At 69.3% G+C, this 23,419-nt stretch carries 21 protein-coding genes; 14 read left to right on the forward strand and 7 right to left on the reverse strand.

Going from position 1 to position 23,419, the window contains the following annotated elements:
• Positions 1-70: 70 nt before the first annotated feature.
• The 3 genes from ACIBAG_RS13170 (at position 71) to ACIBAG_RS13180 (ending at position 1,760) form a co-directional block, all read left to right on the forward strand.
• The gene (locus ACIBAG_RS13170; protein WP_399104525.1) at positions 71-412 is read left to right on the forward strand and encodes a YbaB/EbfC family nucleoid-associated protein; all 342 of its coding nucleotides are present in this window, start codon (positions 71-73) and stop codon (positions 410-412) included.
• 93 nt (positions 413-505) lie between these two features.
• A complete protein-coding gene (gene recR, locus ACIBAG_RS13175) occupies positions 506-1,105 on the forward strand; it encodes a recombination mediator RecR (RefSeq protein WP_030053254.1) in 600 nt (199 codons plus the stop codon).
• A complete protein-coding gene (locus ACIBAG_RS13180; RefSeq protein WP_399104248.1) occupies positions 1,098-1,760 on the forward strand; it encodes a DUF5063 domain-containing protein in 663 nt (220 codons plus the stop codon). The genes recR and ACIBAG_RS13180 overlap by 8 nt, the downstream gene beginning before the upstream one ends.
• Here ACIBAG_RS13180 and ACIBAG_RS13185 read toward each other — a convergent pair.
• Entirely contained in the window at positions 1,711-6,318 is a 4,608-nt protein-coding gene (locus ACIBAG_RS13185; RefSeq protein ID WP_399104250.1) for a hypothetical protein, read from the reverse strand. The two genes, ACIBAG_RS13180 and ACIBAG_RS13185, sit on opposite strands and share 50 nt — an antisense overlap.
• A 518-nt stretch (positions 6,319-6,836) precedes the next feature.
• On the opposite strand from ACIBAG_RS13185, the gene ACIBAG_RS13190 reads away from it, so the two are divergent.
• The 6 genes from ACIBAG_RS13190 to ACIBAG_RS13215 all read left to right on the forward strand — a co-directional run bounded on the left by ACIBAG_RS13190 (position 6,837) and on the right by ACIBAG_RS13215 (position 10,950).
• Positions 6,837-7,592, forward strand: coding sequence for a helix-turn-helix transcriptional regulator (locus ACIBAG_RS13190; RefSeq protein ID WP_399104527.1), 756 nt, complete (start codon positions 6,837-6,839; stop codon positions 7,590-7,592).
• Positions 7,585-7,767: a DUF397 domain-containing protein gene (locus ACIBAG_RS13195; protein ID WP_399104252.1), complete on the forward strand. Its 183-nt coding sequence runs from the start codon at positions 7,585-7,587 to the stop codon at positions 7,765-7,767. The genes ACIBAG_RS13190 and ACIBAG_RS13195 overlap by 8 nt, the downstream gene beginning before the upstream one ends.
• Positions 7,768-8,053: 286 nt before the next feature.
• Entirely contained in the window at positions 8,054-9,052 is a 999-nt protein-coding gene (locus ACIBAG_RS13200) for a hypothetical protein (protein ID WP_399104254.1), read from the forward strand.
• Between the two features lie 50 nt (positions 9,053-9,102).
• A complete protein-coding gene (locus tag ACIBAG_RS13205) occupies positions 9,103-9,681 on the forward strand; it encodes a Uma2 family endonuclease (RefSeq protein WP_399104256.1) in 579 nt (192 codons plus the stop codon).
• A gap of 135 nt (positions 9,682-9,816) precedes the next feature.
• On the forward strand, positions 9,817-10,233 hold the full coding sequence (locus ACIBAG_RS13210) for an SsgA family sporulation/cell division regulator (protein WP_399104258.1): 417 nt from the start codon (positions 9,817-9,819) through the stop codon (positions 10,231-10,233).
• Between the two features lie 210 nt (positions 10,234-10,443).
• Positions 10,444-10,950 (forward strand): SgcJ/EcaC family oxidoreductase, encoded by a 507-nt coding sequence (locus ACIBAG_RS13215; protein WP_399104260.1) that lies wholly within the window; start codon positions 10,444-10,446, stop codon positions 10,948-10,950.
• Here the strand turns inward: ACIBAG_RS13215 and ACIBAG_RS13220 are convergent.
• From ACIBAG_RS13220 to ACIBAG_RS13235, 4 genes are all read right to left on the reverse strand, one after another.
• Positions 10,916-12,301, reverse strand: a complete 1,386-nt coding sequence (locus ACIBAG_RS13220) for a sensor histidine kinase (RefSeq protein ID WP_399104262.1) — start codon at positions 12,299-12,301, stop codon at positions 10,916-10,918. The genes ACIBAG_RS13215 and ACIBAG_RS13220 overlap by 35 nt on opposite strands.
• A complete protein-coding gene (locus tag ACIBAG_RS13225; RefSeq protein ID WP_399104264.1) occupies positions 12,298-12,999 on the reverse strand; it encodes a response regulator transcription factor in 702 nt (233 codons plus the stop codon). The genes ACIBAG_RS13220 and ACIBAG_RS13225 overlap by 4 nt, the downstream gene beginning before the upstream one ends.
• Positions 13,000-13,090: 91 nt before the next feature.
• Positions 13,091-14,278: a cytochrome P450 gene (locus ACIBAG_RS13230; RefSeq protein ID WP_399104266.1), complete on the reverse strand. Its 1,188-nt coding sequence runs from the start codon at positions 14,276-14,278 to the stop codon at positions 13,091-13,093.
• Positions 14,268-15,032: a tRNA-dependent cyclodipeptide synthase gene (locus tag ACIBAG_RS13235; protein WP_399104268.1), complete on the reverse strand. Its 765-nt coding sequence runs from the start codon at positions 15,030-15,032 to the stop codon at positions 14,268-14,270. The genes ACIBAG_RS13230 and ACIBAG_RS13235 overlap by 11 nt, the downstream gene beginning before the upstream one ends.
• Before the next feature lie 253 nt (positions 15,033-15,285).
• On the opposite strand from ACIBAG_RS13235, the gene ACIBAG_RS13240 reads away from it, so the two are divergent.
• The 4 genes from ACIBAG_RS13240 (at position 15,286) to ACIBAG_RS13255 (ending at position 19,913) form a co-directional block, all read left to right on the forward strand.
• Positions 15,286-16,563: an aspartate kinase gene (locus ACIBAG_RS13240; protein ID WP_031482712.1), complete on the forward strand. Its 1,278-nt coding sequence runs from the start codon at positions 15,286-15,288 to the stop codon at positions 16,561-16,563.
• Positions 16,563-17,627, forward strand: coding sequence for an aspartate-semialdehyde dehydrogenase (locus tag ACIBAG_RS13245; RefSeq protein ID WP_399104271.1), 1,065 nt, complete (start codon positions 16,563-16,565; stop codon positions 17,625-17,627). The genes ACIBAG_RS13240 and ACIBAG_RS13245 overlap by 1 nt, the downstream gene beginning before the upstream one ends.
• 418 nt (positions 17,628-18,045) lie before the next feature.
• Positions 18,046-18,720 (forward strand): SigE family RNA polymerase sigma factor, encoded by a 675-nt coding sequence (locus tag ACIBAG_RS13250; protein ID WP_078662370.1) that lies wholly within the window; start codon positions 18,046-18,048, stop codon positions 18,718-18,720.
• 149 nt (positions 18,721-18,869) lie between these two features.
• On the forward strand, positions 18,870-19,913 hold the full coding sequence (locus ACIBAG_RS13255; protein WP_399104274.1) for a hypothetical protein: 1,044 nt from the start codon (positions 18,870-18,872) through the stop codon (positions 19,911-19,913).
• Between the two features lie 106 nt (positions 19,914-20,019).
• Here the strand turns inward: ACIBAG_RS13255 and ACIBAG_RS13260 are convergent, their stop codons facing one another.
• Both ACIBAG_RS13260 and ACIBAG_RS13265 read right to left on the reverse strand, forming a co-directional pair.
• On the reverse strand, positions 20,020-20,811 hold the full coding sequence (locus tag ACIBAG_RS13260; RefSeq protein WP_399104276.1) for an SURF1 family protein: 792 nt from the start codon (positions 20,809-20,811) through the stop codon (positions 20,020-20,022).
• A 44-nt stretch (positions 20,812-20,855) separates the two neighbouring features.
• Positions 20,856-21,230: a nuclear transport factor 2 family protein gene (locus tag ACIBAG_RS13265; RefSeq protein ID WP_399104278.1), complete on the reverse strand. Its 375-nt coding sequence runs from the start codon at positions 21,228-21,230 to the stop codon at positions 20,856-20,858.
• A 278-nt stretch (positions 21,231-21,508) separates the two neighbouring features.
• Between ACIBAG_RS13265 and ACIBAG_RS13270 the strand changes: the two genes are divergently transcribed.
• The gene (locus ACIBAG_RS13270) at positions 21,509-23,347 is read left to right on the forward strand and encodes a prolyl oligopeptidase family serine peptidase (protein WP_399104280.1); all 1,839 of its coding nucleotides are present in this window, start codon (positions 21,509-21,511) and stop codon (positions 23,345-23,347) included.
• Positions 23,348-23,419 lie beyond the last annotated feature (72 nt).

Genomic DNA, 23,419 nt, shown 5'->3' on the forward strand with positions numbered 1-23,419 from the left:
GCGACGGCCGCGCCGACCACGTAGGCTCGTGCTGAACGGGAAAGCCGTACAGACGCACAAGGAGCTGATCGTGATCCCCGGTGGTGGCCAGCCCAACATGCAGCAGCTGCTCCAGCAGGCCCAGAAGATGCAGCAGGATCTGCAGCGGGCGCAGGAGGAACTGGCGCAGACCGAGGTCGACGGGCAGGCGGGCGGCGGGCTGGTGAGGGCCACCGTCACGGGCTCCGGCGAGCTCCGGGCGCTGAAGATCGACCCGAAGGCGGTGGACCCGGAGGACACCGAGACCCTCGCCGACCTGATCATCGCGGCCGTCCAGGCGGCCAACGAGAACGCGCAGACGCTGCAGCAGCAGAAGCTCGGCCCGCTCGCCCAGGGACTGGGCGGCAGCGGCATCCCGGGCCTGCCGTTCTGACGTTTCGGGCGTTGCCCAGCACGCCTTTCTAAGACGGGCCGCGGCCAACTACCGTACGTACCGTAAGGAACCCCGAGGAAGGACGGCAGTCCGTTGTACGAAGGCGTGGTCCAGGACCTCATCGACGAACTGGGGCGGCTGCCCGGCGTCGGTCCCAAGAGCGCGCAGCGGATCGCCTTCCACATCCTGCAGGCGGAACCGACGGACGTACGGCGCCTCGCGCAGGCCCTGATGGAGGTCAAGGCGAAGGTCCGCTTCTGCGCGACATGCGGGAACGTCGCGCAGGAGGAGCTGTGCAACATCTGCCGGGACACGCGTCGCGACCCGGCGGTGATCTGCGTCGTCGAGGAGCCGAAGGACGTCGTCGCGATCGAGCGGACCCGGGAGTTCCGCGGCCGCTACCACGTCCTCGGCGGGGCGATCAGCCCGATCGAGGGGGTCGGACCGGACGACCTGCGTATACGAGAACTTCTCGCGCGGTTGGCCGACGGTACGGTCACGGAGCTGATCCTGGCCACCGACCCGAATCTCGAGGGCGAGGCCACGGCCACGTATCTCGCACGCATGATCAAGCCCATGGGCCTGAAGGTCACCCGCCTGGCCAGCGGCCTCCCGGTGGGTGGCGACCTGGAATACGCGGACGAGGTCACCCTCGGCCGCGCCTTCGAGGGGAGACGACTCCTAGATGTCTGACGCCACGCTGCACGCGACCGAGCACAACCCGGACGACTTCGCGGTCCAGATCGCGGACCAGATCGAGAGTTTCCTGGTCGCCGTCACGGAGGTCGCGAAGGGCGACGAGCCGGGCTCGACGGTGCCCTTCCTCCTGCTGGAGGTCTCCCAGCTCCTGCTGGCCGGCGGCCGTCTCGGCGCCCACGAGGACATCGTCCCCGAGGAGCGCTACGAGCCCGACCTGGGCCCCGAGCCGGACGTCGACGAACTCCGCGAGAACCTGGCCCGCCTCCTGGACCCGGTCGACGTCTACTCCGAGGTCTTCGACCCCTACGAGCCCCGCAAGGCCCCGGTCCCGGCCCGCATCTCCGACGACCTGGCCGACGTCATCACCGACCTGCGCCACGGCATGGCCCACTACCGCGCCGGCCGCACCACGGAGGCCCTGTGGTGGTGGCAGTTCTCCTACTTCTCCAACTGGGGCTCGACGGCATCCGCGACCCTGCGCGCCCTGCACTCGGTCCTGGCCCATGTCCGCCTGGACCAGCCCCTGGAGGAACTGGACGGCCTCGACACGGACCAGGGCGTGATGGGCGACGAGACGCTGGAGTTCGAGGCCGGGAAGGTCATGGAGCAGGAGATCGGGGAGCAGTTGGGGCTGCGGTCGGCGAAGTAGCCTCCGGCTTGCTCGCCGCGGACTCGGGCTCGGGCTTCATGACGAGTCCGGGGACGTTGGGGAGGGCGGTCAGGACGGCTTCGCGGACGCGGTCGAGGTCCACGCCGAGGCGTTCCAGTCTTTGCGGGAGGCCGACGGCAGGTGCTTCTGACAAGACGATGCGCAGGAAGTCGGGGATCGGATCAGCCAGGGACAGGGACGGGGTCCTGCTGCCCGACGTGCACAGGAGGTGGTCCACCTCGTCCAGGTGGCTCCCACGGTCGCCGCGGATCTCGAAGCCGAGGGTCGCCAATCTCTCCGCAAGCTCGCCCAGGTCCATGTCGAGCTCCCATGACGCCGACACCAACCGGTGGAGTGGGACGGGGGCTTCGTCAGCAAGCTCCAGATGGCCCGCTACGAGGAGACGAAGGTCGAAGGCGTCGAGTTCCTCAGAGGGCACTTCGGGTCGTGTGGTCAGGCCGTATTGGGCCAAGCGGTCCAGGACTGCACGGGGCGAGTCGCCCAGGTGGACAGCTAGCTCAAGCACAAGGCCCACGGGTACCGGCAAGTCCGGTGACAGCGGTGAACGGCCGAGCCTCGTCCAGTCCAAGAGGATCACGTCATCCGGCTCGGCCACGGAGGGAAGCGCCGTGGCCGGTGGTACGAGGCCGTAGGCGCGGAGTCGGGAGGCCACCACGTTCGGTGGGAGCCCGCTCTCCAGGGATGCTCTCGCCACGTCAAGCAGGGAGATCGAGGAGTACGCCGGGAAGGTGCGGAGAATCACGCTGTCCGCGTCCTCCGCCTGTTTCGGCAGAGTGCTGGGAGGAGTGAGCGCCAGGTCTCTGATGCGCTCGGACATTTCGTGAAGGGAGACGCCCAGGCGGGACGCGGCCCGGACGAGCAGGCCGGGGGGAATCGCTTCTCCATCGCGGAGCATCCCCCAGTCATCGGGGCTCCAGCCCCATCCCGCACTTTCGGCGAGCGCATCCTCGGTCAGCCGTTCATGAACGGTGCCGGTGTCCACGCGGAAGCCGAGTTCCCTCAGTTCTCGCGCTACCTCCGACACCGATCGCCCCAACTCAGCAGCGACATCAAGTACATGGCTTGCCGAGACAGGTTCCTCAAGGCTCAGCCATCGCTTGTCGTCCACGCTGACCAGGCGAAGGGTCTCCTCTGTTCCGTTCACCAACCGTCCCTCGCCCACAACCGTGAAGCCGAACGCTTTCATCCACTGAACAGCCGTTCCGATGTCGACGCCGAGCCGGAAGTGGGCTCTGAGCAGGTGGCCCGGGTGAACAGGACTGCTGACATCGCACCACGGCTGCTTACCGTCCAGGTGACGGCTGAGCAGCCTGAGCGCCAACTCGTCCGCTTCATCCACCGCTGGAGTCAGTTCCGGAAGAGCGAAGCCGAACGCCTTCATTCTTCGAGCGGCCTCGCCGACGCTGATGCCGAACTCGAAGTGGGCTTTGAGCAGGTGTCCCGGAGGCACAGTCCTGTCACAAGGCCGGATCGAGTCGGGATCATCGAGCTGCACACCGTGCAGGTCATTGCTCATCAGCGCGAAGTTGATCTCGTCGACGACGGGATCGACGTCGGGTATCCGGACCTGCCCGACGCACAGTTCGGCCAGGCGGCTCGCGACCTCCCGGTATGGCAACCCGCAGACGCCTGCCACGAGGAGTGCGTGGCCGGGGACGGCCGGCTGAGGGTGCGGTCTGATGGGCGGGAAAGGTAGGCGATGTGGCGCGGGTCGAGTGAGAGCGTCCGAGGGGAGCGCCGGAAGTACACGCTCGACCCGATTCAGTTCCGGAACGATCTCGGCCAGGGCGGTCAGCATCGCGTTGGGGCCGTGGGCGAGCAGCCTCCAGAGGCGGGTGGAATGGTCCGGGGAGTTGTCCACGTTCAACTCTCGGAATGTCGCAACGAGGTCTTCTCCTCGCACGATGTCGACATCGTGCGGGAAGAAACCGGTGACCGCCATCGACGAGGAACAGCCGTACGACTCCAGCTCGTACTCCGCGGCCCCAGCCGCCTCCGTCACGATGTCCGCAAGCCTGGGACTCTCCTCCGCCACCTGCGAGAGCCACTCGTAGTCAAGGAACGGGGGATCGGCGGACAGGAGTGTCGGCAGGGCGTCTCGTACGAGCCTCTCGACGTCCGCGCACACGTCGTGGTCCAGGATCTCCGTACGGTCCACCGACAGCCGGCGGGGCCGAGTGGTCCCGGAGAGGTTCACCACCACGCCGCGCAGTCTGCGCAGGTCGCCCGGACCGCTGAGGATGCCGTGTCGTACGCGGGGCTCAGCGTGAATCCCATCGACCAGTAGCCCGCCGCCGTGCCGGCACCAGACCACCTGGCCGTCCCTCCCCGCAGGGTCGGCGCTCCAGGAGACAAGTCGCCCATGGGCTTCGAAACCGTTGGCATGCAGTCCAAGTGACTCTCGCGGGCGCAGAACTCCAGCCTCCCACTCCGCGCTCTGCGCCCCATGTTCAGCGGTCGTCCCGAACTCGGCGATCCCCAGGAACCTGCGCAACTCCCTGACACAGGAGGGCGCTTTGTCGCCCTCCCGCAGATACAGCCGGACCGTGGTGCCGATCGTCCCCGCCCGGCACGTGGGCCGCACACGGAAGTAGTGGCCGGGCCCGGTGATGAGGACGGTGATCTCCCGCAACCTGCCCTCGACGGGATCCATGTGGCAGGTCGTCACCCGCACCTCGTCCGCGAGCATGAAGTAACTGAGCACCCCGATGCCGAACCGGCTGTTCGGGTGCATGGTGACGCCGCGCCCCTGCCACTCCTGTCGTTCCTCCTGGTACCGGGGCAGATCCGTGAAGCGCACCCCGGCTTGGGAGAAGACCTCGGACAGCGTGAGCTCGTCCATGCCGACGCCGTTGTCCCGGCACTCCAGATAGTGCCGGCCTTCCTCCTCGTCGAAGCCCTGAGTGAACTTGATCCGGCCCTGGTACGAGCTGAAGCTGTCAGCCGCCTGGGATCGAGCCCGACGATAGCGGCAGGCGTCCAGGGCATTCTGGTAGAGCTCGCGGATGGCGAGTGAGCGGTCGCGGTAGAGGTTCTCGCCCATGAGGAGTTCCTGGACGCGTTCCTCGTCCAGCCGGAAGCGGATGACCCCGCCGATCGGAACAGGGCTTCCCTTGTCATCGACCTCGCGCACGTCGTCGGCACGCGTGTACAGGGGCAGTGCGTCGAGTTCGGGTGCGTCCACCTGCCGTACGGCCTGCAGCAGTGCCTCGACCCGTCGGCTGTGTTCGGTAAGCGCGGCGACGACGGCCGGGTGGTCGCAGCCGGCCTTGAGCCCGATGCTGCCCCGCCCGAACCGCCAGGACGCCTTGTCGACCGTGGTCAGGAGCGTGGCGGGAACCAGGGCCTCCGGGATCCCGACATGCCGCACGACCACCGAGGGCAGACTCGTGACCTCGATCGCCATGCCGTGGGCGATGGCGAACAACGACCCGACCAGCCGTTCCCGCACGTCCTGAAAGTCACGACCGTGGAAGTCGAGCGGGAAGGCCTCCTCGCGCAGATGCTCGGCGCGGGCGGGATCGAAGAGCTCGCCGGGGCCTGCCTGCGCACAGGCCAGCAGACGGGACAGGAGTTCCGGATCGAGTACGACGTGGAGGTCGCCGAGTCCCGCGCTGGGCGTGTCCACGGCAGACAGGAGTGTCGCGAGTTGTCCCGGCTGCTGGTCCGCCCACTGGTGGAACAGCCACCATCCGATCTCGGGCCGCCCGTCCCGGCGATCCTTCAGGCCGCCCAATTCCGCTCTCCTGACCAGCCGTTCGTGACCCCGCACCAGCACCTCGTACATCCGACGGTCCTCGTCCGGCGCCGTCCGTTGTCCGAGATCCGTCGGCTCGACGTGGGACAGCTCAGCCGCCGTACGCGACCGGTGCACCTGGTACAGGAAGGGCAGCAACGCGATCAGCGCCGCCTCGGCGGGAGTGAGGAAGCCCTCCCTGTCCTTCCGGAGCAGGTCGATGAGCCGGTTGGCGCGGTGGGAGGTCCGCCGCGCCAGGTGTACGTCGTGCCAGGGGTCGTCGGCGAGGGAGTGCCGTACCTCGTCGTACAGCTCCGACAGACGGTCGGCGATGTCTTCCGCCTGCTGCCGAAGGGCAGAGGTCTGATCCTCATACCCGGACTTGAGACACTGCCACGCCAAGGACTTCGCGACCTCCTTCCGCCAGTCCGGCCGGGAGTGGGCGGTGGGAGTCGGACTGGCGGCGGCAGGGCGGGCGTCCGTTCCGGTGTCTCCGTTGCGTCGGGCCTCTCGGGCCTGATTCGCCATTTCCTGCCACAGCCGGTTCGGAATTCGCCGAACCGGCTGGGAGCCTCTTGCCTGCGCGATGCGGTAGAGCGCGGACAGGAAGGTGTCCAGTTCTTTGTTCCGCCGGGGAATCCTGCCCTGTGCCAACCAGCCGGCGACGGTGCTGTCGGCCGGCGGTTCCTGGTCGCGTGCCAGATCCCTTCTCATCTCCGCGCGGACGGCGGCTGCTTCGGGATACCCGGCCCGCTCCAGCAGCGCGTTCAGTGCTGTCCAGTACTTCAGCGGCTCCGCCATGGCTCCCCGCACCCGTGCCGACCTCGGTCCAGTGCCCCGAGTCGGCCGACTCGGCCGACTCGTGAATTCCCAAACTACTGCTCTGACCTGCGAGACAACCTCCGATCGCGGATATCGGACCGCGCGGCCGTCAGGCAGGCCGCGGCACCGTCGGCGACGTCACCGTTCGACGTCACGAAGGAGCCGCAATGGATCCCGTTCTCGCCCTCGCCTTGTGCTGTGTTGTGTCCCTGCTCATCGTCGCCTGTGCCGCGGTGTTGATCGTCCGGCTGGCGCTCGACGAGGCCGAGTCGAAAGACCGGCCCGCGCATCCTGGTGGCCGTGGCCGAACTGGTCCGGGCGGTGCGGGGAAAGCGGTGAACAGTGCGAAGACGGTCACTCAGGGGTGCCTCGGGGGATACGCTCGGTAGCGAGCCGGAGGGGTGCACAGGGGAGTGTGCCGGTCGGAGGTGGTGACCGTGTCGGGTACGCACAACAACAGCCAACGGCCTGTCGCTTGGCGTTACAGCGGCGACCAGATGAAACGCTGGCGCACCAAGGCGGACGTCAGTCGCGAGCAGCTCGCCTCTGCCGCCAACTACTCGCCGGACACCATCGAGTCCATGGAGCGCGGGGTGCGCAGGCCGACGCCGCGTGTGCTCGATGTGGCGGACGAACTGTGCGGCGCCGAAGGCATGTTGAGCGCGGCCAAGGCGTTCCTGGATCGGGAGCGGTACTCGCCGCGGGCGCAGGACTTCATGGAGCGGGAGAAGGAAGCGACCAGCATCTGGTGGTACGACGTCTCGCTCGTGCCGGGGTTGTTGCAGACGAAGGCGTACGCCCGATCCCTCATCGACAACCGGATCCCGCCCCTGGACGAGGAGACGGTGGAGGAGCGCGTCTCGGGCCGCATGGAGCGGCAGGCCATCCTCACCGAACGGAAGCCGCCGGTGGGTTTGAGCTTCGTTCTCTACGAGGCCGTGCTGCGCGCTCCGCAGGTGGACGCCGAACAACTGCGCCACCTGCTGGAGGCGGGGCGGCTGCGGAATGTCGTGTTGCAGGTGCTCCCCTTCGAACGGGCCTTTAGCGACGCGCTCATGGGCCCCATGGTGCTGCTGGAGACCCGTGACCACGAGCGATTTGCCTTCACGGAGGGGCCGTTCGCCAGCGAACTTTCGGCTGATCCAGGGGTTGTCAGCCGTGTCACCGAGCGGCTTAGCATGATCCGGACGCAGGCTCTCGGTCCCGACGAGTCGGCCCGTTTCATCGAGCGGATGGTGGACAGCCGTGAGTGACCAGCTGAAGTGGTTCAAGTCCAGCTACAGCGACAACGAGGGCGGCGCCTGCGTCGAAGTGGCCTTCTCGGCAGCCGTCCACGTCCGCGACTCCAAGAACCCCGCGGGCCCCGAACTCCGCCTCACCGCCCCCACGTGGGCGGCGTTCATTTCCGCAGTTCAGCCCGGGGCTTGAGCCTCGGGCTTCGAGCCCTTCAATGGGTTTTTCTGGGTTTGGGTTGGGTGAAATCCAACCCAACCAACCAAGCACGTACGTGAGTTGAGGCCACGTACCCCAAATGGGTGACGATCCGTGATCGGCTTGCGGCGGAGAGTAAAACCACTCTAGGTTCGCGGCAACTAGATCGGCCCCGGTCGGTGCGCCAACACCGGCTCCGGGGCCTAGACCTACTCATCGAATCGAGACTTCGATGGTGGCTTCCGCCCACCCTAGCCCCGCCCTGCCGTCCCCGTCCCACCCCATGGCCAAAACGGGCTACGGCAAACGCTCCCCGGGTGACGAAGACCCGTACGCCGACCCGGACTTCGCACATCTGAGCCCTCGTGACCGCGAGATCGCCGTCTTCGTCGACCATCTCGACGAGGGCCACGCGATGGGCTACAAGGCGATCGCTGCGGAGCACCCCCGCTATGGCCAGCAGGCCGTGCGCACCTCGATGGGCCGCATCACCCTCGCCGGCCACCTGCGCTGGATCAAGGAGCACATCACCGTCGAGGACAGCTCGATGCGGTGGGTCACGCGGACGTACTGGTCGCGTACGCGCAGGTCGGAGGAGTGGTGGGCGGACTTCGCGCGGGAGCGCCACGGCAGGGACGTCACCGAGGACCACATGCCGGGCCTGGCTCGTGCCGAGCAGGAGCAAGAGCAGGAGCAAGAGCAGGAGCAGGAGCAGGCCGAGGAGCCGAACTCGCAGCCTGAGCCCGACGAGCAGCCCGGTGAGTCGTCTGCCGAGCAGCCCAGCACCGCCTACCGGACCCTCGCCGAACTCCGCGCCGCCGACGCCCGTATGCCGCTTTCCGAGCGGGACTGCCGTTCCCTCGAAGCCCTCGCCGGTGAGTGGCTGTCGCGTGGTGCGACACCCCACGACATCACCAAAGCCCTGACGGACGGGCTGCCGCCCGCCGTCACCAACCCGGGCGGACTCGCCCGCAACCGATTGGAGAGCAAGATGCCCCCGAAGAAGGCGAAGGTCCGGCGGCAGGCCGCGCGCCGTGCCCGGGTGACCCGTGTGCTCATGGCCTGCGGGCTGTGCGACGCGGACGAGCGGACGACGGAGATCGTCAGCGGCCTGTGCCGGGAATGCCTGGCGGAGATCGAGGCGGAGGGGCCGGTGAACGGCTACGTCCCGGCCACCTTCTTGCCCGGTCCGCGCGACGGCGGCGGGCTTCCGGGTGCGGATGAGGTCATCGACGTCACCGAACGCGTCGACGCTCTTCGGCGTGCGGCGGGACTGCTGTGAGCGTGCAAGAGGTGCCGGTCGGGGCACCATGGTGTCGAGGAGGCGACGCCATGACCCCCAGCACCGAGCACCAGCCGCTGATGACCGTCGAGGAGTTCGAGCAACTGGAACGCCATGCCCCGGAGACCGTGCGGCTGGAGTTCATCAAGGGAAAGGTCCAGGTCAAGCCTGTGCCGGACGGCAACCACAGCGAGATCTACATGTGGCTTCTGGAGCAGTGCATGCACCTGCGCTCCGACCTCCGGCTGCACCCAGAGCGAGGGCTGAAGACCGAGGCGTACCGCAAAGGCCGTGCCAGGGCGGACGCCGTCCTGGTGCCCAAAGGCAGCCTCAGAGGGAAGGGCGAGTGGTCGGAAGCCGACGGCGTGCTGATGGCCGTCGAGATCACTTCGTACGACTCGGACACGAACCGGCGTGACCGGGTCGAGAAGCCGGACGGCTACGCGGCAGCAGGCATCCCCGTCTACCTCCTCATCGACCGTGACAACTGCTCGGTCATTGTGTTCAACCAGCCCGAGCAGGGCCGCTACCGGCACGAGGAGAAACTGCCCTTCGGCGCAACCCTCAAGCTCCCCGAACCGGTCAACATCACCCTGGACACCGAGCCCCTCAAGGAGCTGGTGGACTGAGCGAACCTGGTGTGACGCGGGTTACAGGAAAAGGCTTCTGAAGTGGCGTAATGCTCCGACCCCTCGGGCGGTCTCTCAGGCACACCGGTCGGTCCCCGGCCCGTGCTGACCCCCCGCCCCGAACGGAGCCCGACCATGCACGTCACCCTGGAGCAGCCCACCGGCGCCCGCCTGATCACCGGCGTGGACCAGGACATCGCGATACCCGCGACCCTCCGCTACACCTCCGCCGACCCGCTGGCCGTGCACCTCGACTTCCCGCCCCACGTCACGCTCGACGGCGAGGTCACGACCTGGACGTTCGCCCGCACGCTGCTCGGCGAAGGACTGCACGCGCCCGCCGGTGTCGGCCATGTGCGGGTCCGGCCGTGCGGGGCGTCCCACACCTACGTGGAGTTCCACTCGCCGGCGGGCACGGCCATGCTCCGCTTCACCACCTCGGACCTGTACCGCTTCCTGGCCCGCACCTACACCGTGATCGCGCCGGGCGAGGAGACCGTGGGGGCGGAGCTGGACCACGGTCTCGTGACGTTGTTCGGAGGGCGGGTCTGACCAGCGGCCCGCCAGGGCCGGCAGCGTGCTGCCGCTGTGTGATCGGCCGGATGCACAGCGCGAATTGGAAGCGTGTTGTCCCGGGCCTGTACGTCCGCTGCACGGGCCCTAACCGGTGCACCGCGAATCTGGAGTCACTTCCACCGCAGAGGCAAGCGCCCGACAGGACGCGGAGGGAGGCCAACCGACCGGATCCGCACTGGAGATGCGATGACTCGTCGTTCCATACGTAAGCGCGTAGCCATTGTCACCGCCACCGCCGTGGTCGCCGTCGGCACTGTCGCCGCCGGTGCCGCCGTCGCCGGGCCCTCCTGGGGTGAGAGCAAGCGGCCCACCGAGAAGCAGGTGGCCGGGCTGTTCGACAACTGGAACGAGGCCCTGCGGACCGGTGACCCGGAGAAGGTGGCGGACCTGTACGCGAGCGACGCGGTCCTGCTGCCGACCGTGTCCAACAAGGTCCGCGCCGACCGCGCCGCCATCGTCGACTACTTCGAGCACTTCCTGGAGAACAAGCCGGTCGGCAAGAAGATCGAGACGCACGTCAACGTCCTCGACAGGAACTCCGCGCTCGACGCCGGCGTCTACCAGTTCACGCTCACCGACCCCGAGACCGGTGAGAAGAGCGTCGTCAAGGCCCGCTACACGTACGAGTACGAGAAGCGCGGCGGCGAGTGGCTCATCGTCAACCACCACTCCTCGAAGATGCCCGAAGGCTGATCGTCACCCTCAGCCCGCCCCCGGGAGCGTCCCCGAGCGTCACGGCACCGCCGTCGTCCGTCACCAACTGCTTGACGACGGCGAGCCCGAGGCCGGAACCGGCCTTCCCGGTCAGGCCCTGGCCGCGCCAGAACCGGTCGAAGGCCCGGGACTTCTCGGCGTCCGACATGCCGGGTCCCTCGTCGAGAACCGACAGTTCCACCACGTCGCCCTTCGGCTCCACCCGGACGGTGATCGTGCCGCCGTCCGGTGACACCTCCAGGGCGTTCGAGAGCACGTTGTCCAGCACCTGGTCGAGATGACCGGGGCTGGCCAGCACCAGCAGCCGGCCGTCGGCACTCCCCCTGAGCGCGATGGTGACTCCGCGCTCGTCGGCGGCCGGCCTCCACACGTCCAGCCTCTCCCGCACGATGTCCAGCAGGTGCAGTGGCTCCGCCGCCGACACCTTGGCCTCGGCCCGGGCCAGCACCAGCAGGCCGTTGACCAGGCGGCTCATCCGGACCACCTCCGCCGTCGCCTGCTCCACGTCCTCCTTGACGAACTCGTCGTCCACGCCGTCCGCGATGTTGTCCAGCGACAGCCGCAACGCGGTGAGAGGAGTGCGGAGTTGATGCGAGGCGTCCGCCACGAAGATGCGCTGCGAGGCGATCAGGGTGTCCAGGCGCTCGCCCGCCTGGTTGAGCGTGCGGGCGAGGGTCTGTGTCTCCTTCGGGCCCGTCACGGGAGAGCGGGCCGACAGGTCGCCGTCGCTGAACCTGCTCGCCGTGTCGTTGAGCTGGCGCAGCGGGCGGGTGAGCCGACGGGCCACCCCCGCGCCCACCACGGCGGCCACGGCGAGGACGGCCACCGCGAGGCCCGCGCGGAAGCCCCAGATCTTCCACAGCCGGCTGGTCAGATCGTCGGTCTCGTACACGATGCGTACGGCGCCGACGACCGGACCCTGGTTGCGGCCGTCGAGGTCCTCCTTGCTCGCGCGGGCGGCCACCGTGATCTTCAGCTCCGGCCCCCAGATGAAGGAGGAGCCCCAGTCGGTCGTGGACTTGCCCGTCTGAAGGGCCTTGGTGAGAGCCGCGTCCTGCTTGGGGCTCGGCAGACGTGTTTCGCAGCGTTTGGTCACCTCGACCTCGCCGGGTGTCTGGCCGGCGTAGGCCTCGGCCATCTCGTCCAGCGCCGCGCACGACGGGGTGTTCCCGTTGCCGAGCAGCAGGGCCATGGTGTCGGCCTCGCGCAGGACGGAAGCCGCGGTGTCTTCCCGCAGCTGGTCCGTGAGCGTGAAGGCCACGGGCACGGTGAACAGGGCGATGGCGCCCGCGACGAGCGCGACGTAGCTACGGGTGAGCTGGCGGATCATGACGCGTCGCGACCCGCGTTCACGATCTCCAGCCGGAAGCCGACTCCGCGCACCGCCTCGATGGTGACCGCCCCGGCCAGCTTCCGCCGCAACGCCGCCACATGCACGTCCAGCGTCTTCGTCGGCCCGAACCAGTTGGCGTCCCAGACCGCTTCCATGATCTGCTCGCGCGACATCAGCGCCCCGGGCTCCTCGGTGAGGAAGGCCAGCAGGTCGTACTCCTTGGGCGCGAGGGCCACCTCCTCGCCGTCCAGACGGACGCGGGCCGCCTTGCGGTCGATGCTGAGGCGGTCGCCGTAGCGGTCCGGGCCGGCCTCGGCGGTGGCAGCGGCCGCGGACGTACGGGGTTGCATACGGCGCATCACCGCCCGTATCCGCGCGATGACCTCCCGCACCCCGAACGGCTTGGACACGTAGTCGTCGGCACCGAGCTCCAGCCCGACGACCCGGTCGGTCTCATCACTGCGGGCGCTGATCACGATGATCGGCACGTCGCCGCGCTCGCGCAGCGCCTTGCAGACGTCGAGGCCGTCGGTGTCGGGCAGGCCGAGATCGAGGAGTACGACGTCGTAGGGCTCGGGATGGCTCAGCGCCGCGCCGCCCGTGCTGACCCAGGCCACCTCGAAGCCGTAGCGCAGCAGACCGCGCCGGAGCGACTCGGCGACCGGTTCGTCGTCTTCCACCAGAAGTACGCGCACAGGCGGAACCTTAGTGGTTGAACTTTAAAGCCGACTGGTCGCCGAGCCGCCGGATGATCGACGAGCGATCAGTGAGCGGACAAAGCGGTTGTTACCACATCACCGGCAGCCGCTCCGGGATCCGCTTCATGAACCCGGTCCGCCACACCAGTTGCTCGATCGGCACCGCGAGCCGCAGCCCCGGCATCCGCTCCAGCAGGACCTCCAGCGCGAGCTCGGCGTGCTTGCGGCCGAGCGCGGTGGCGGGGCAGTAGTGGCGGCCGCCGCCGAAGGAGAGGTGCGCGGTGGCGTTCTCGCGGCCGAGGTCGACGGTGAGCGGGTCGGGGAAGGCGTCCGGGTCGAAGTTCGCGCCCTCGACCAGGACCAGGACGAGCTCGCCGGCCCGGACCTCCACGTCTCCGAGTCGTACGTCCTGCGTCGCCAGCCTCGGCAGACCGTCGCCGATGGACAGGTTGATCCGCAGGAGCTCGTCGACGGCGGCCGGGATCCTGCCGGGGTGCGCGACCAGTTCGGCCCGGAGGTCCGGGTGCTGGATCAGGGACACCAGCGCCATGGTCAGGAAGCCCGAGGTGGAGATGACGCCCGCGCCGAACATGGTCACCCCGACCGTCGCGAGCATCTCGTCGCTGAGATGGCCGTAGTCGGGGTCGGTGCGCAGGGCCGCCAGCTCGGCCATCAGACCGGTCGTCGCCGGGTCGTCGAGCCGCTCCGCCATGTACGCGATGTCCCGGTCCCAGTTCAGCCGGGCACCCGCGACCGGGCAGGCCGAGTTCATGAACGCGATGTCCAGGCTCCGCATCAGCTTCGGCGCGTCGGCCTGCGGGATGCCGAGGATGCGGCAGTGCATGCCCGCCGAGTACGGATCGGCGAAGCCGCCGCGCAGCTCCGCGGGGGCGCCCTCGCCGATCAGCCCGTCGACGAGCTCGGCGGCGTACGAGCGCATCCACTCCACGAGCCCGGGGCTCTTCGGATTGAGCGCCTTGAGCACGGCCTTGCGCAGCCCGGCCCCGGTGATGTTCCCCATGTTGTTGACGACCTCGGGCGGGATCGTCAGCGCGTACTGGCGGGGCACTCCGGGGGCGGAGGTGTCCTTGAGGCTGAACCGCGGGTCCTCGAGCACCTGCTTGCAGAGCTCGTACGACGACACCAGCCAGGCCTCGTCGCCGGCGATGGTACGGACCCGCCGTACCGGCGTCTTGGTACGCAACTCCTCGACCTCCCCCGGGAGTTGGTCGCCGCGCCAGGAGAACGGGAAGTCGATGAGGTCGTCAGTGAGCATCGGTGGCGCCCTCCGTGTCGGTTCCCTCGGCCGGGGTGACGATGGCGTGGCCCTGGTTGCGGGAGGCGCGCAGGCCGGCGCCCCGGGAGTAGAGGAGCTCGGCCATCGGCAGGAGCTGGTGGTAGCAGTTGAGGGAGGAGGGGACGCCGAGGATGGCGGGGGTGTCCAGGAAGAGGGGGGCCTCGGCGCAGACGTAGGCCAGGCAGACCTCGCGCTGTGCCTCGGTCACCCGTCCCGCCTTGCCGGCCAGGAAGGAGTCGACGAGTTTCTCGCAGGTCGTGCGGAACTCGTCGTCGGTGGCGAGCCGCGCATGGAGGTGGTCGTGGATCTCGCGGTACGCCGGGTTGCCGCGGAAGTCGGACATGGCGTGGGCGCGCAGCCGGGTGCCGCCGGGGTCGACGGTCCGGGCGGCCTGTACGGCGCCGAGGACCTTGGCCCGTACGCCGCGCAGGTTCTTCACGGCTTTGCGGCGGGCGTCGTCGGGTGGATAGCCGGACGCCGCGTACATCTCGGCCACGTACAGGTCCGTGTAGACGAAGTCCACCCGCTCGAACAGGGCGAGGCCCCAGCGGGCGAGATCGTGCACACGTTGGGCGGAGAAGTAGCTGTTGCCCGGGGAGACACCGATGACGGCGTGGTCGCCGGCGGCGCGGATGACTTCGCAGTGGGGTGTGAAGGGCTCGACCTCGAAGAGGTCGGCCGCGGTGGTGGAAGAGGTGACGTGCTGGATCTTCGAAGCGGTCGCAGTCGTCAAGGGAGGAGAAATCCTTCGCGTCGCAAGTCCCGATGGAGCCGTGTGCTCCTGGTGTAGCGACGACGACGCGAAGTTAGCGGGCGGCTACTCAGAGCGTCAATGGTGGTGAGCTGTGCCACTTCCCCGTGTGCCGCCCCCTTCACCGGGCAGACACCACCCCGAGCGTTCGGATCTCACCATCTGGGAACCCCAAGGTCGTTTTCGGACGCTCGGTAAACTGAGCCGACACACACGGACTGAGCGAGGAGCGCACGTGGGCCTTGTCGTGCAGAAGTACGGAGGCTCCTCCGTAGCCGATGCCGAGGGCATCAAGCGCGTCGCCAAGCGAATCGTCGAAGCGAAGAAGAACGGCCACCAGGTGGTCGTCGTCGTTTCCGCGATGGGCGACACGACGGACGAGCTGATCGATCTCGCCGAGCAGGTATCGCCGATGCCGGCTGGGCGTGAGTTCGACATGCTGCTGACCGCCGGAGAGCGTATCTCCATGGCGCTGCTGGCCATGGCGATCAAAAACCTGGGCCACGAGGCCCAGTCCTTCACCGGCAGCCAGGCAGGCGTCATCACCGACTCGGTCCACAACAAAGCCCGGATCATCGACGTCACGCCGGGCCGTATCCGGGAATCGCTGGAACAGGGCAACATCGCCATCGTCGCCGGGTTCCAGGGCGTCAGCCAGGACAAGAAGGACATCACCACGCTGGGCCGCGGCGGCTCCGACACGACCGCCGTCGCGCTCGCGGCCGCGCTGGACGCCGAGGTGTGCGAGATCTACACCGATGTGGACGGCGTGTTCACCGCCGACCCGCGCGTGGTGAAGAAGGCGAAGAAGATCGACTGGATCTCCTTCGAGGACATGCTGGAGCTGGCCGCGTCCGGCTCGAAGGTGCTGCTCCACCGGTGTGTGGAGTACGCCCGTCGTTACAACATCCCGATCCACGTCCGGTCCAGCTTCAGCGGGCTGCAGGGCACCTGGGTCAGCAGCGAGCCGATCGAGCAAGGGGACAAGAAGGTGGAGCAGGCCATCATCTCCGGTGTCGCGCACGACACCTCCGAGGCCAAGATCACGGTCGTCGGCGTGCCGGACAAGCCGGGCGAGGCCGCCGCGATCTTCCGGACGATCTCCGACGCCGAGATCAACATCGACATGATCGTGCAGAACGTGTCCGCCGCGTCCACCGGGCTGACGGACATCTCCTTCACGCTCCCCAAGGCCGAGGGCCGCAAGGCCATCGACGCCCTGGAGAAGAACAAGCACGGCATCGGCTTCGACTCGCTGCGTTACGACGACCAGATCGGCAAGATCTCGCTGGTCGGCGCGGGGATGAAGACCAACCCGGGCGTGACGGCCGACTTCTTCACCGCCCTGTCCGACGCCGGGGTGAACATCGAGCTGATCTCGACCTCCGAGATCCGTATCTCGGTCGTCACCCGCGCCGACGACGTCAACGAGGCCGTCCGCGCCGTGCACACGGCCTTCGGCCTGGACTCGGACAGCGACGAGGCCGTGGTGTACGGAGGCACCGGACGCTGATGGCGGGGATCGGGTCCCGCCGACCGACGCTGGCGGTCGTGGGGGCGACCGGAGCCGTCGGCTCGGTCATGCTCCAGATCCTGTCCCAGCGCGCGGACGTCTGGGGCGAGATCCGTCTGATCGCCTCACCGCGCTCGGCCGGCCGCAAGCTGGCCGTGCGCGGCGAGGAGGTCGAGGTCGTGGCGCTCACCGAGGAGGCCTTCGCCGGGGTCGACATCGCGATGTTCGACGTCCCCGACGAGGTGTCCGCCCGCTGGGCGCCGATCGCCGCCGCCAAGGGCGCGGTGGTGGTGGACAATTCGGGCGCCTTCCGGATGAACCCGGAGGTGCCCCTCGTCGTTCCCGAGGTCAATCCGCACGCCGTACGGATGCGGCCGCGCGGCATCGTCGCCAACCCCAACTGCACGACCCTGTCCATGATCGTGGCGCTGGGCGCGCTGCACGCGGAGTTCGGCCTGCACGGGCTGGTGGTGTCCTCCTACCAGGCGGTGAGCGGGGCCGGGCGGGCCGGAGTGGAGACGCTCAGGCAGCAACTGTCCCTGGTCGCCGGTACGGAACTGGGGACGACTCCCGGTGACGTACGGCGGGCCGTCGGGGACAACACCGGGCCGTTCCCCGAGCCGGTCGCGCTGAACGTGGTGCCGTGGGCCGGGTCGCTGCGCGAGGACGGCTGGTCGTCGGAGGAGATGAAGGTGCGGGACGAGTCCCGCAAGATCCTCGGACTGCCGAAGCTGCCGGTCGCGGTGACCTGTGTGCGGGTGCCGGTGCTGACCGGGCACTCGCTGACCGTGCACGCCCGCTTCGAGAACGAGGTCACGGTCGCCAAGGCCCGCGAGATCCTGGCCACCACACCGGGGGTCGTGCTGTACGACGACCCGGAGGCCGGGGAGTTCCCGACCCCCGCCGACGTGGTGGGCACGGATCCGACCTGGGTCGGCCGGGTGCGGCGCGCGCTCGACGATCCGACGGCGCTCGAACTCTTCGTCTGCGGCGACAACTTGCGCAAGGGCGCGGCGCTGAACACCGCGCAGATCGCCGAGCTCGTGGCGGCCGAGTTCGGGTGAGCCGAGCCCGGGTGCCGGAAAACTTCTGGGCCGTGGCCGAAATGTTTGTAGGATCCATGTGAAGAATGTGAGCCGATCGATGGTCCGGACCACTTGATCCGGGCTGCGCGGCAACAGAAGATTTCCTCCCCGCCCTGCAACCGCTTGCAGGGCGGGGAGCGTCTTTGCGGTCACCCTCGTGGGGCTGAGGACGCGTTTTTTTCTGGCGTGGGGACGCCATGAGCAGGGCGTGGGGACGCCCGTTCATATGGGACATAAGGGAAGAGCGGGTAGGCATGTGGGCGTTTGACGCACGGTCAGTTGTGCTGCCTGGCACGAGAGCGGTGGCCGCCGGGGCCTGTGGGTCGGTCGCGGGGACTGACGCAAAAGTGACGTCCGGCACGTACAACCCTCGCGGGGGGACGCGTGTCCAACTGGCGTGGCAGAGGTACTCGACTTCAGTGCGGCGACCCGCGGTACGGCACTACGGCCGCCCCGCCGGCCCGGCAGGTCCGGCGTGCCCGGCGGCATGCCGGTGATCGCGCCCATGCCCGCAGCGCGGCCCGCCCGCATCCCCAGTCAGCGCGACGGCGCCGACCACGCCGAGAACACCGCGGCGGCCGGTACGACCGTCGACCACCTCACCGAGACCTACCGGGCGCACTACCGCTCCCTGCTGGGTCTCGCGGCCCTCCTCCTCGACGACACCGCCTCCTGCGAGGACGTCGTCCAGGAGGCGTTCATCCGCGTCCACTCCGCGCGCAAGCGCGTCCGGGACCCGGAGAAGACGCTGGCCTACCTCCGCCAGACCGTCGTCAACCTGTCCCGCTCCGCCCTGCGCCGCCGCATACTCGGACTGAAGCTGCTGTCCAAGCCGATGCCCGACATGGCGAGCGCGGAGGAGGGGGCCTACGACCAGCTCGAGCGCGACTCGCTGATCCGGGCCATGAAGGGCCTGCAGCGCCGCCAGCGCGAGGTGCTGGTCCTTCGGTATTTCGCGGACATGACCGAGGCCCAGGTCGCCGAGACGCTCGGTATCTCGCTGGGCTCGGTGAAGGCGTACGGCTCGCGCGGCATCGCGGCGCTGCGGGTCGCCATGGAGGCGCCGGCATGAGCAAGGACAAGGACGGGCGGCGTGCCCCGCACGTCCCCCACCAGCCCTCGGGGGATCCCCCCACGCCGTTCGGACGGCGGGGGAGCCATGGTCCGGCCGGGGGGTCGGACAAGCAAGAGCCGAAGCAATCGCACGCTGGGAACGGAACTGTGAACCACGGCCCCGATGACCAGGGCCCCGAAGGGCTCGAATCGGACGAGCTGGCGCTGCGCCGCATGCTGCAGCAGGCGGTCCAGGAGATCGAGCCGCGCGACGGCACGCTGGACCATCTGCGGCGTGCGGTGCCCGCGCGGCGGGCGCGCAAGCGGCAGGCGCTCGTCGGCATGGCGGCCGCGTGCCTCTTCGTCGGCACCGCCGTCCCGGCCCTGGTGCACGTCTCCAACGTCACCGACTCCAGTGTCAACTCGACCAACGCCGGCCATGGCGAACAGGCGCAGGGCGGGGCCGGGCAGGGCGAGGAGACGGCGGGCGGCGAGAGCACCTCCGGCGGCTCCTCGGGTAGCACCGAGGACAAGGGCCAGGGGAGCGAGAAGGAGGAGGACAAGGGCACCGGCACGGGCCCGGGTGCCGGCTCCGGAAGCCCCGACAATCCCCTGGAGACCAGCCCGGCCGGCGTCGCCGCGTGCACCGCCGACCAGCTCGGCGTGGCGAGCCAGGCCGCCGACGCCGCGGACTCGTCCGGCACGGTGTACGGCACCTTCGGCTTCAGCAACGTCTCCACCACCGACTGCGTCGTGAGCGGCCCGGGCACGGTGAGTGCCGTGCCCGCGGGGGCGGCGGACCCGGCGAAGGTCTTCGTGTCCCGGCATGCCGCCGGTGACCCGGCGGCCGGCCTGCCCGACCCGTCGCAGGAGCTCACCTCGCTGGTCCTCAAGCCGGGCGAGTCGTACGCGGTGAAGTTCGCCTGGGTCCCCTCGGAAACCTGCCCCACGAACGGCGAGACCAGCGGCGGCCCCACAGGGGAGCCCACACCCGACCCGACCCCGACCGAGGTCAACTCCGGCACCACGGACGGCACCTCGACGGGCGGCGACACCGGAACCTCCACCCAGCTGATGAGGGAGGACACCACGGTCGACGGAAGCGTCACGATCGCCAACACGACGGAGGCGGGCGGCCCGACGGCCACGGTGGTGGTGTCCAACGCGTGTGCGGGGACCGTGTACTGGACGGGCGTGGTGACGGGGGCGTAGCGAGTGGCGCCGCACGTCGCTCGCCGCCGTGGGCCGGCTGGGGGCTGCCGCCCCCGGGCCCCGCTTCCACAGGTTTGGCCGCTTCAGCCCTGAAAGGGCCTCGTCCTCAGACCCCGGACGGGCTGGAAACGCGCTCCTCGTCCGGCGCCAGACCCAACTCCGCGTCCCGGGCGAACTCCACCTCACGGCGGAGCAGCCGGAACCACATGAAGACCACGAAGCCCGCGAAGACGAACCACTCACCGGTGTAACCGAGGTTCTGGAACGCCTTCAGGTCGAGGCCGGTGTCGTTGGCGGCAGCCACCGGTACGGCCTTCATGCCGGAGTCGCCCTTGTTGAGGGTGACCCAGGCGTCGTAGACGTCGTACGACACCAGGTTCACCAGCGACGCCGCGCTGATCGCCCCCGTCTGGCCCGACGGCAGGCCCCCCTGCGCGGGCACGCCGTTCTCGCCCGGCACCTCGGACGCCTGGAGCGCCCCCATGACCGTGACCTCGCCGCCGGGTGCGGCCGGGGCCTCGGCCCGGTCGGCGTCACCGGGCAGCCAGCCCCGCACGACCGGCAGGGCCTTGCCGTCGTCGGTGCGCAGCAGTGTCAGGACGTAGTAGCCGCGCTTGCCGTCCAGCTCCCGGTCCGGCACGAGCAACTGCTCGCCGTACCGTCCGCTCGCCGTGGCCTGCCTGCCCACCGTCGCCTTGTCCACGGGCAGCAGCTCGGCCAGCGGACGGGCCGCCTCCCGCTTGTTCTCCGCGGCCTGCTCGCCGGCGCTGCGATGGTCCTCCACCCGTGCCTCGAACCGGCCCAGCTGCCATGACCCCATGAACACGCAGAAGGGGATGGCGAGCAGCACGAAGAGGTTGATCCCCCACCAACGGGGCGTCAGCAGAAACCGGTACACGCCCTCAACGGTACGGGGCTCCTGCGCAGGGCCGGGCCGCGGGGTCAGTACCGTTCGGTGAGGTGTTCGCGGCCGGCCGGTGGCTCGTAGGGCTCCGGCCAGAAGTCCGTGATCGTGGATATCCGGCCGCTCCCGTCGCCGGTGAAGAACGAGACGGCGTACATCTCCTCCAGCCCCACCGTGACGTGGGCCCAGGTCACGACCTGGCCCGGCTCGGCGACGATCCGCTCGATCCGGAGGTGCCAGTCACCCGGATACTCCCGGTTGAACTGCACATACCGCTCCCGGCCGCTGATCCGCTCCCGCGTCTGGGGCAGCGTGTACGTCACGTCCTCGGCGAGTGTGTCCGCGAACGCGTCCCACTCCCGGGCCTCGGCGGTGGCCCAGAACCTCTCGACTGTCTTCCGCAGATCGGTCATGCCAAGCAGTCTGCACCCCGCCACTGACAATGGCCTTGACCTGCGTAAACGCTGTCGATGGTGGAGGGTCTGAGGAAGCGCCGGGCCCTCTCGGGCCCTTCGAGCAGGGAGCCCCGGTCCCGCACCGCGTCCTGCACGGCAGTCCTGTACCGCGGTCCCGTACCGAGCGGTTTGCGTGATCCCAGTCCGCAGGCGCCGGGGAGTACGTGAGTGCGAAGTTATCCACAGGCTGGGGACCTCGGCAGCGGATTGTCGGCCGGGCCAGGCACTATGGGCCCATGACTGAGAGCCACGGGTCCGATTCGCGGGATCACCACATGCAGGACAAGGACATGCCGGACTGGGAGAAGCGCTTCAGGGCGCCCCGGGTGTCGCTGCCCGACTGGGCGGAGGACGCCCCGGACCGCTCGTTGTTCGTGTCCAACGCCACGGGGACGTACGAGCTGTACGCCTGGGACCGTGCGACGGGCGAGCAGCGCCAGGTGACCGACCGGCCGAACGGCACGACGGACGGCGTGCTGTCGCCGGACGGCGCGTGGATCTGGTGGTTCGACGACAAGGACGGCGACGAGTTCGGCGTCTGGCGCCGCCAGGGCTTCGGCGGCGGCGAGGACGAGCTGGCGGCGCCGGGCCTGGACCCCTCGTACCCGGCCGGCCTCGCTCTGGGCCGCGACGGCCGTACGGCGATCGTGGGCCGCTCCACGGACGAGGACGGCACGACGATCCATCTGGCCCGTACCGGCGAGCCTCCCGCGGAGATCTACCGCCACCGTGAGTCCGCGGGCGTCGGCGACCTGTCGCACGACGGCACGCTGATCGCCATCGAACACACCGAGCACGGCGACGCCATGCACTCGGCACTGCGCGTCCTGCGCCCCGACGGCTCGACGGTCGCCGAGCTCGACGACACCAAGGGCGGCTCCGAGGAGCTCGGCCTGGAGGTCCTGGGCTTCGCCCCGGTCGACGGCGACACGCGCCTGCTCATCGGCCACCAGAGGCGCGGCCGCTGGGAGCCGCTGGTGTGGGACGTGGCGACGGGGGAGGAGACGGACCTCGGGCTGGAGCTGCCGGGTGATGTGAGCGCGGAGTGGTATCCCGACGGGACCGGTCTGCTGATCGTGCACAGCTTCGAGGCGCGCAGCGAGCTGTTCCGTTACGACCTGGCCCGGCGTGAGCTGGTGCGGATCCCGACCCCGGCGGGCTCGGTGTCCGGGGCGACGGCCCGGCCGGACGGCAGCGTGGAGTATCTGTGGTCGTCGGCGGCCGAGCCGTCGGCGGTGCGGTCGACGACGGGACGGGTCGTGCTGGACCCGCCCGGCATGAAGTCTCCCCGCTCGGTCCCGGTGGAGGACGTGTGGGTGGAGGGCCCGGGCGGCCGCGTCCACGCCCTCGTGCAGCGCCCGGCGGGCGCCGAGGGCCCGCTCCCCACGGTCTTCGACATCCACGGCGGCCCGACCTGGCACGACAGCGACGCGTTCGCGGCGGGCCCCGCGGCCTGGGTGGACCACGGCTACGCGGTCGTCCGGGTGAACTACCGCGGCTCGACGGGGTACGGCCGCGCCTGGACGGACGCGCTCAAGCACCGGGTCGGACTGATCGAGCTGGAGGACATCGCGGCGGTCCGGGAATGGGCGGTGACGTCCGGCCTGGCCGACCCGTCCCGCATCGTCCTGACCGGCGGTTCCTGGGGCGGCTACCTCACCCTGCTCGGCCTCGGCACCCAGCCGGACGCGTGGACGGTGGGCATCGCGGCGGTCCCGGTCGCCGACTACGTCACGGCGTACCACGACGAGATGGAGTCCCTGAAGGCCCTCGACCGCACGCTCCTGGGCGGCACACCGGAGGAGGTGCCGGAGCGCTACGAGGCGTCGTCCCCGCTCACCTACGTCGACCAGGTGAAGGCCCCGGTCTACATCTCGGCCGGCGTGAACGACCCGCGCTGCCCGATCCGCCAGATCGACAACTACGTGAAGCGCCTGGAGACCAGAGGCGCGGTCCACGAGGTGTACCGCTACGACGCCGGACACGGCTCGCTGGTGGTGGACGAGCGGATCAAGCAGGTACGGCTGGAACTGGACTTCGCGGAGCGGCACTTGAGGAAGGGGCAGGATTCCTAGACGCCGGCCCGCAATCTCGGCCTGTCTGGGGTCCCCCCTGCTCGAAGAGCTTGGGGGAGTTTGAGGGGCGGC

Origin of the sequence: Streptomyces sp. NPDC051243 (genome assembly GCF_044455405.1) — a bacterium.
GTDB lineage: Bacteria > Actinomycetota > Actinomycetes > Streptomycetales > Streptomycetaceae > Streptomyces.

Excerpts from the sequence above, each read along its gene's own strand:
- ACIBAG_RS13180 (WP_399104248.1), top strand. The coding sequence starts at position 1,098 with ATGTCTGACGCCACGCTGCACGCGACCGAGCACAACCCGGACGACTTC.
- ACIBAG_RS13185 (WP_399104250.1), bottom strand. The coding sequence starts at position 6,318 with ATGGCGGAGCCGCTGAAGTACTGGACAGCACTGAACGCGCTGCTGGAG.
- ACIBAG_RS13190 (WP_399104527.1), top strand. The coding sequence starts at position 6,837 with ATGAAACGCTGGCGCACCAAGGCGGACGTCAGTCGCGAGCAGCTCGCC.
- ACIBAG_RS13200 (WP_399104254.1), top strand. The coding sequence starts at position 8,054 with ATGGCCAAAACGGGCTACGGCAAACGCTCCCCGGGTGACGAAGACCCG.
- ACIBAG_RS13205 (WP_399104256.1), top strand. The coding sequence starts at position 9,103 with ATGACCCCCAGCACCGAGCACCAGCCGCTGATGACCGTCGAGGAGTTC.
- ACIBAG_RS13210 (WP_399104258.1), top strand. The coding sequence starts at position 9,817 with ATGCACGTCACCCTGGAGCAGCCCACCGGCGCCCGCCTGATCACCGGC.
- ACIBAG_RS13215 (WP_399104260.1), top strand. The coding sequence starts at position 10,444 with ATGACTCGTCGTTCCATACGTAAGCGCGTAGCCATTGTCACCGCCACC.
- ACIBAG_RS13220 (WP_399104262.1), bottom strand. The coding sequence starts at position 12,301 with ATGATCCGCCAGCTCACCCGTAGCTACGTCGCGCTCGTCGCGGGCGCC.
- ACIBAG_RS13230 (WP_399104266.1), bottom strand. The coding sequence starts at position 14,278 with ATGCTCACTGACGACCTCATCGACTTCCCGTTCTCCTGGCGCGGCGAC.
- ACIBAG_RS13245 (WP_399104271.1), top strand. The coding sequence starts at position 16,563 with ATGGCGGGGATCGGGTCCCGCCGACCGACGCTGGCGGTCGTGGGGGCG.
- ACIBAG_RS13265 (WP_399104278.1), bottom strand. The coding sequence starts at position 21,230 with ATGACCGATCTGCGGAAGACAGTCGAGAGGTTCTGGGCCACCGCCGAG.
- ACIBAG_RS13270 (WP_399104280.1), top strand. The coding sequence starts at position 21,509 with ATGACTGAGAGCCACGGGTCCGATTCGCGGGATCACCACATGCAGGAC.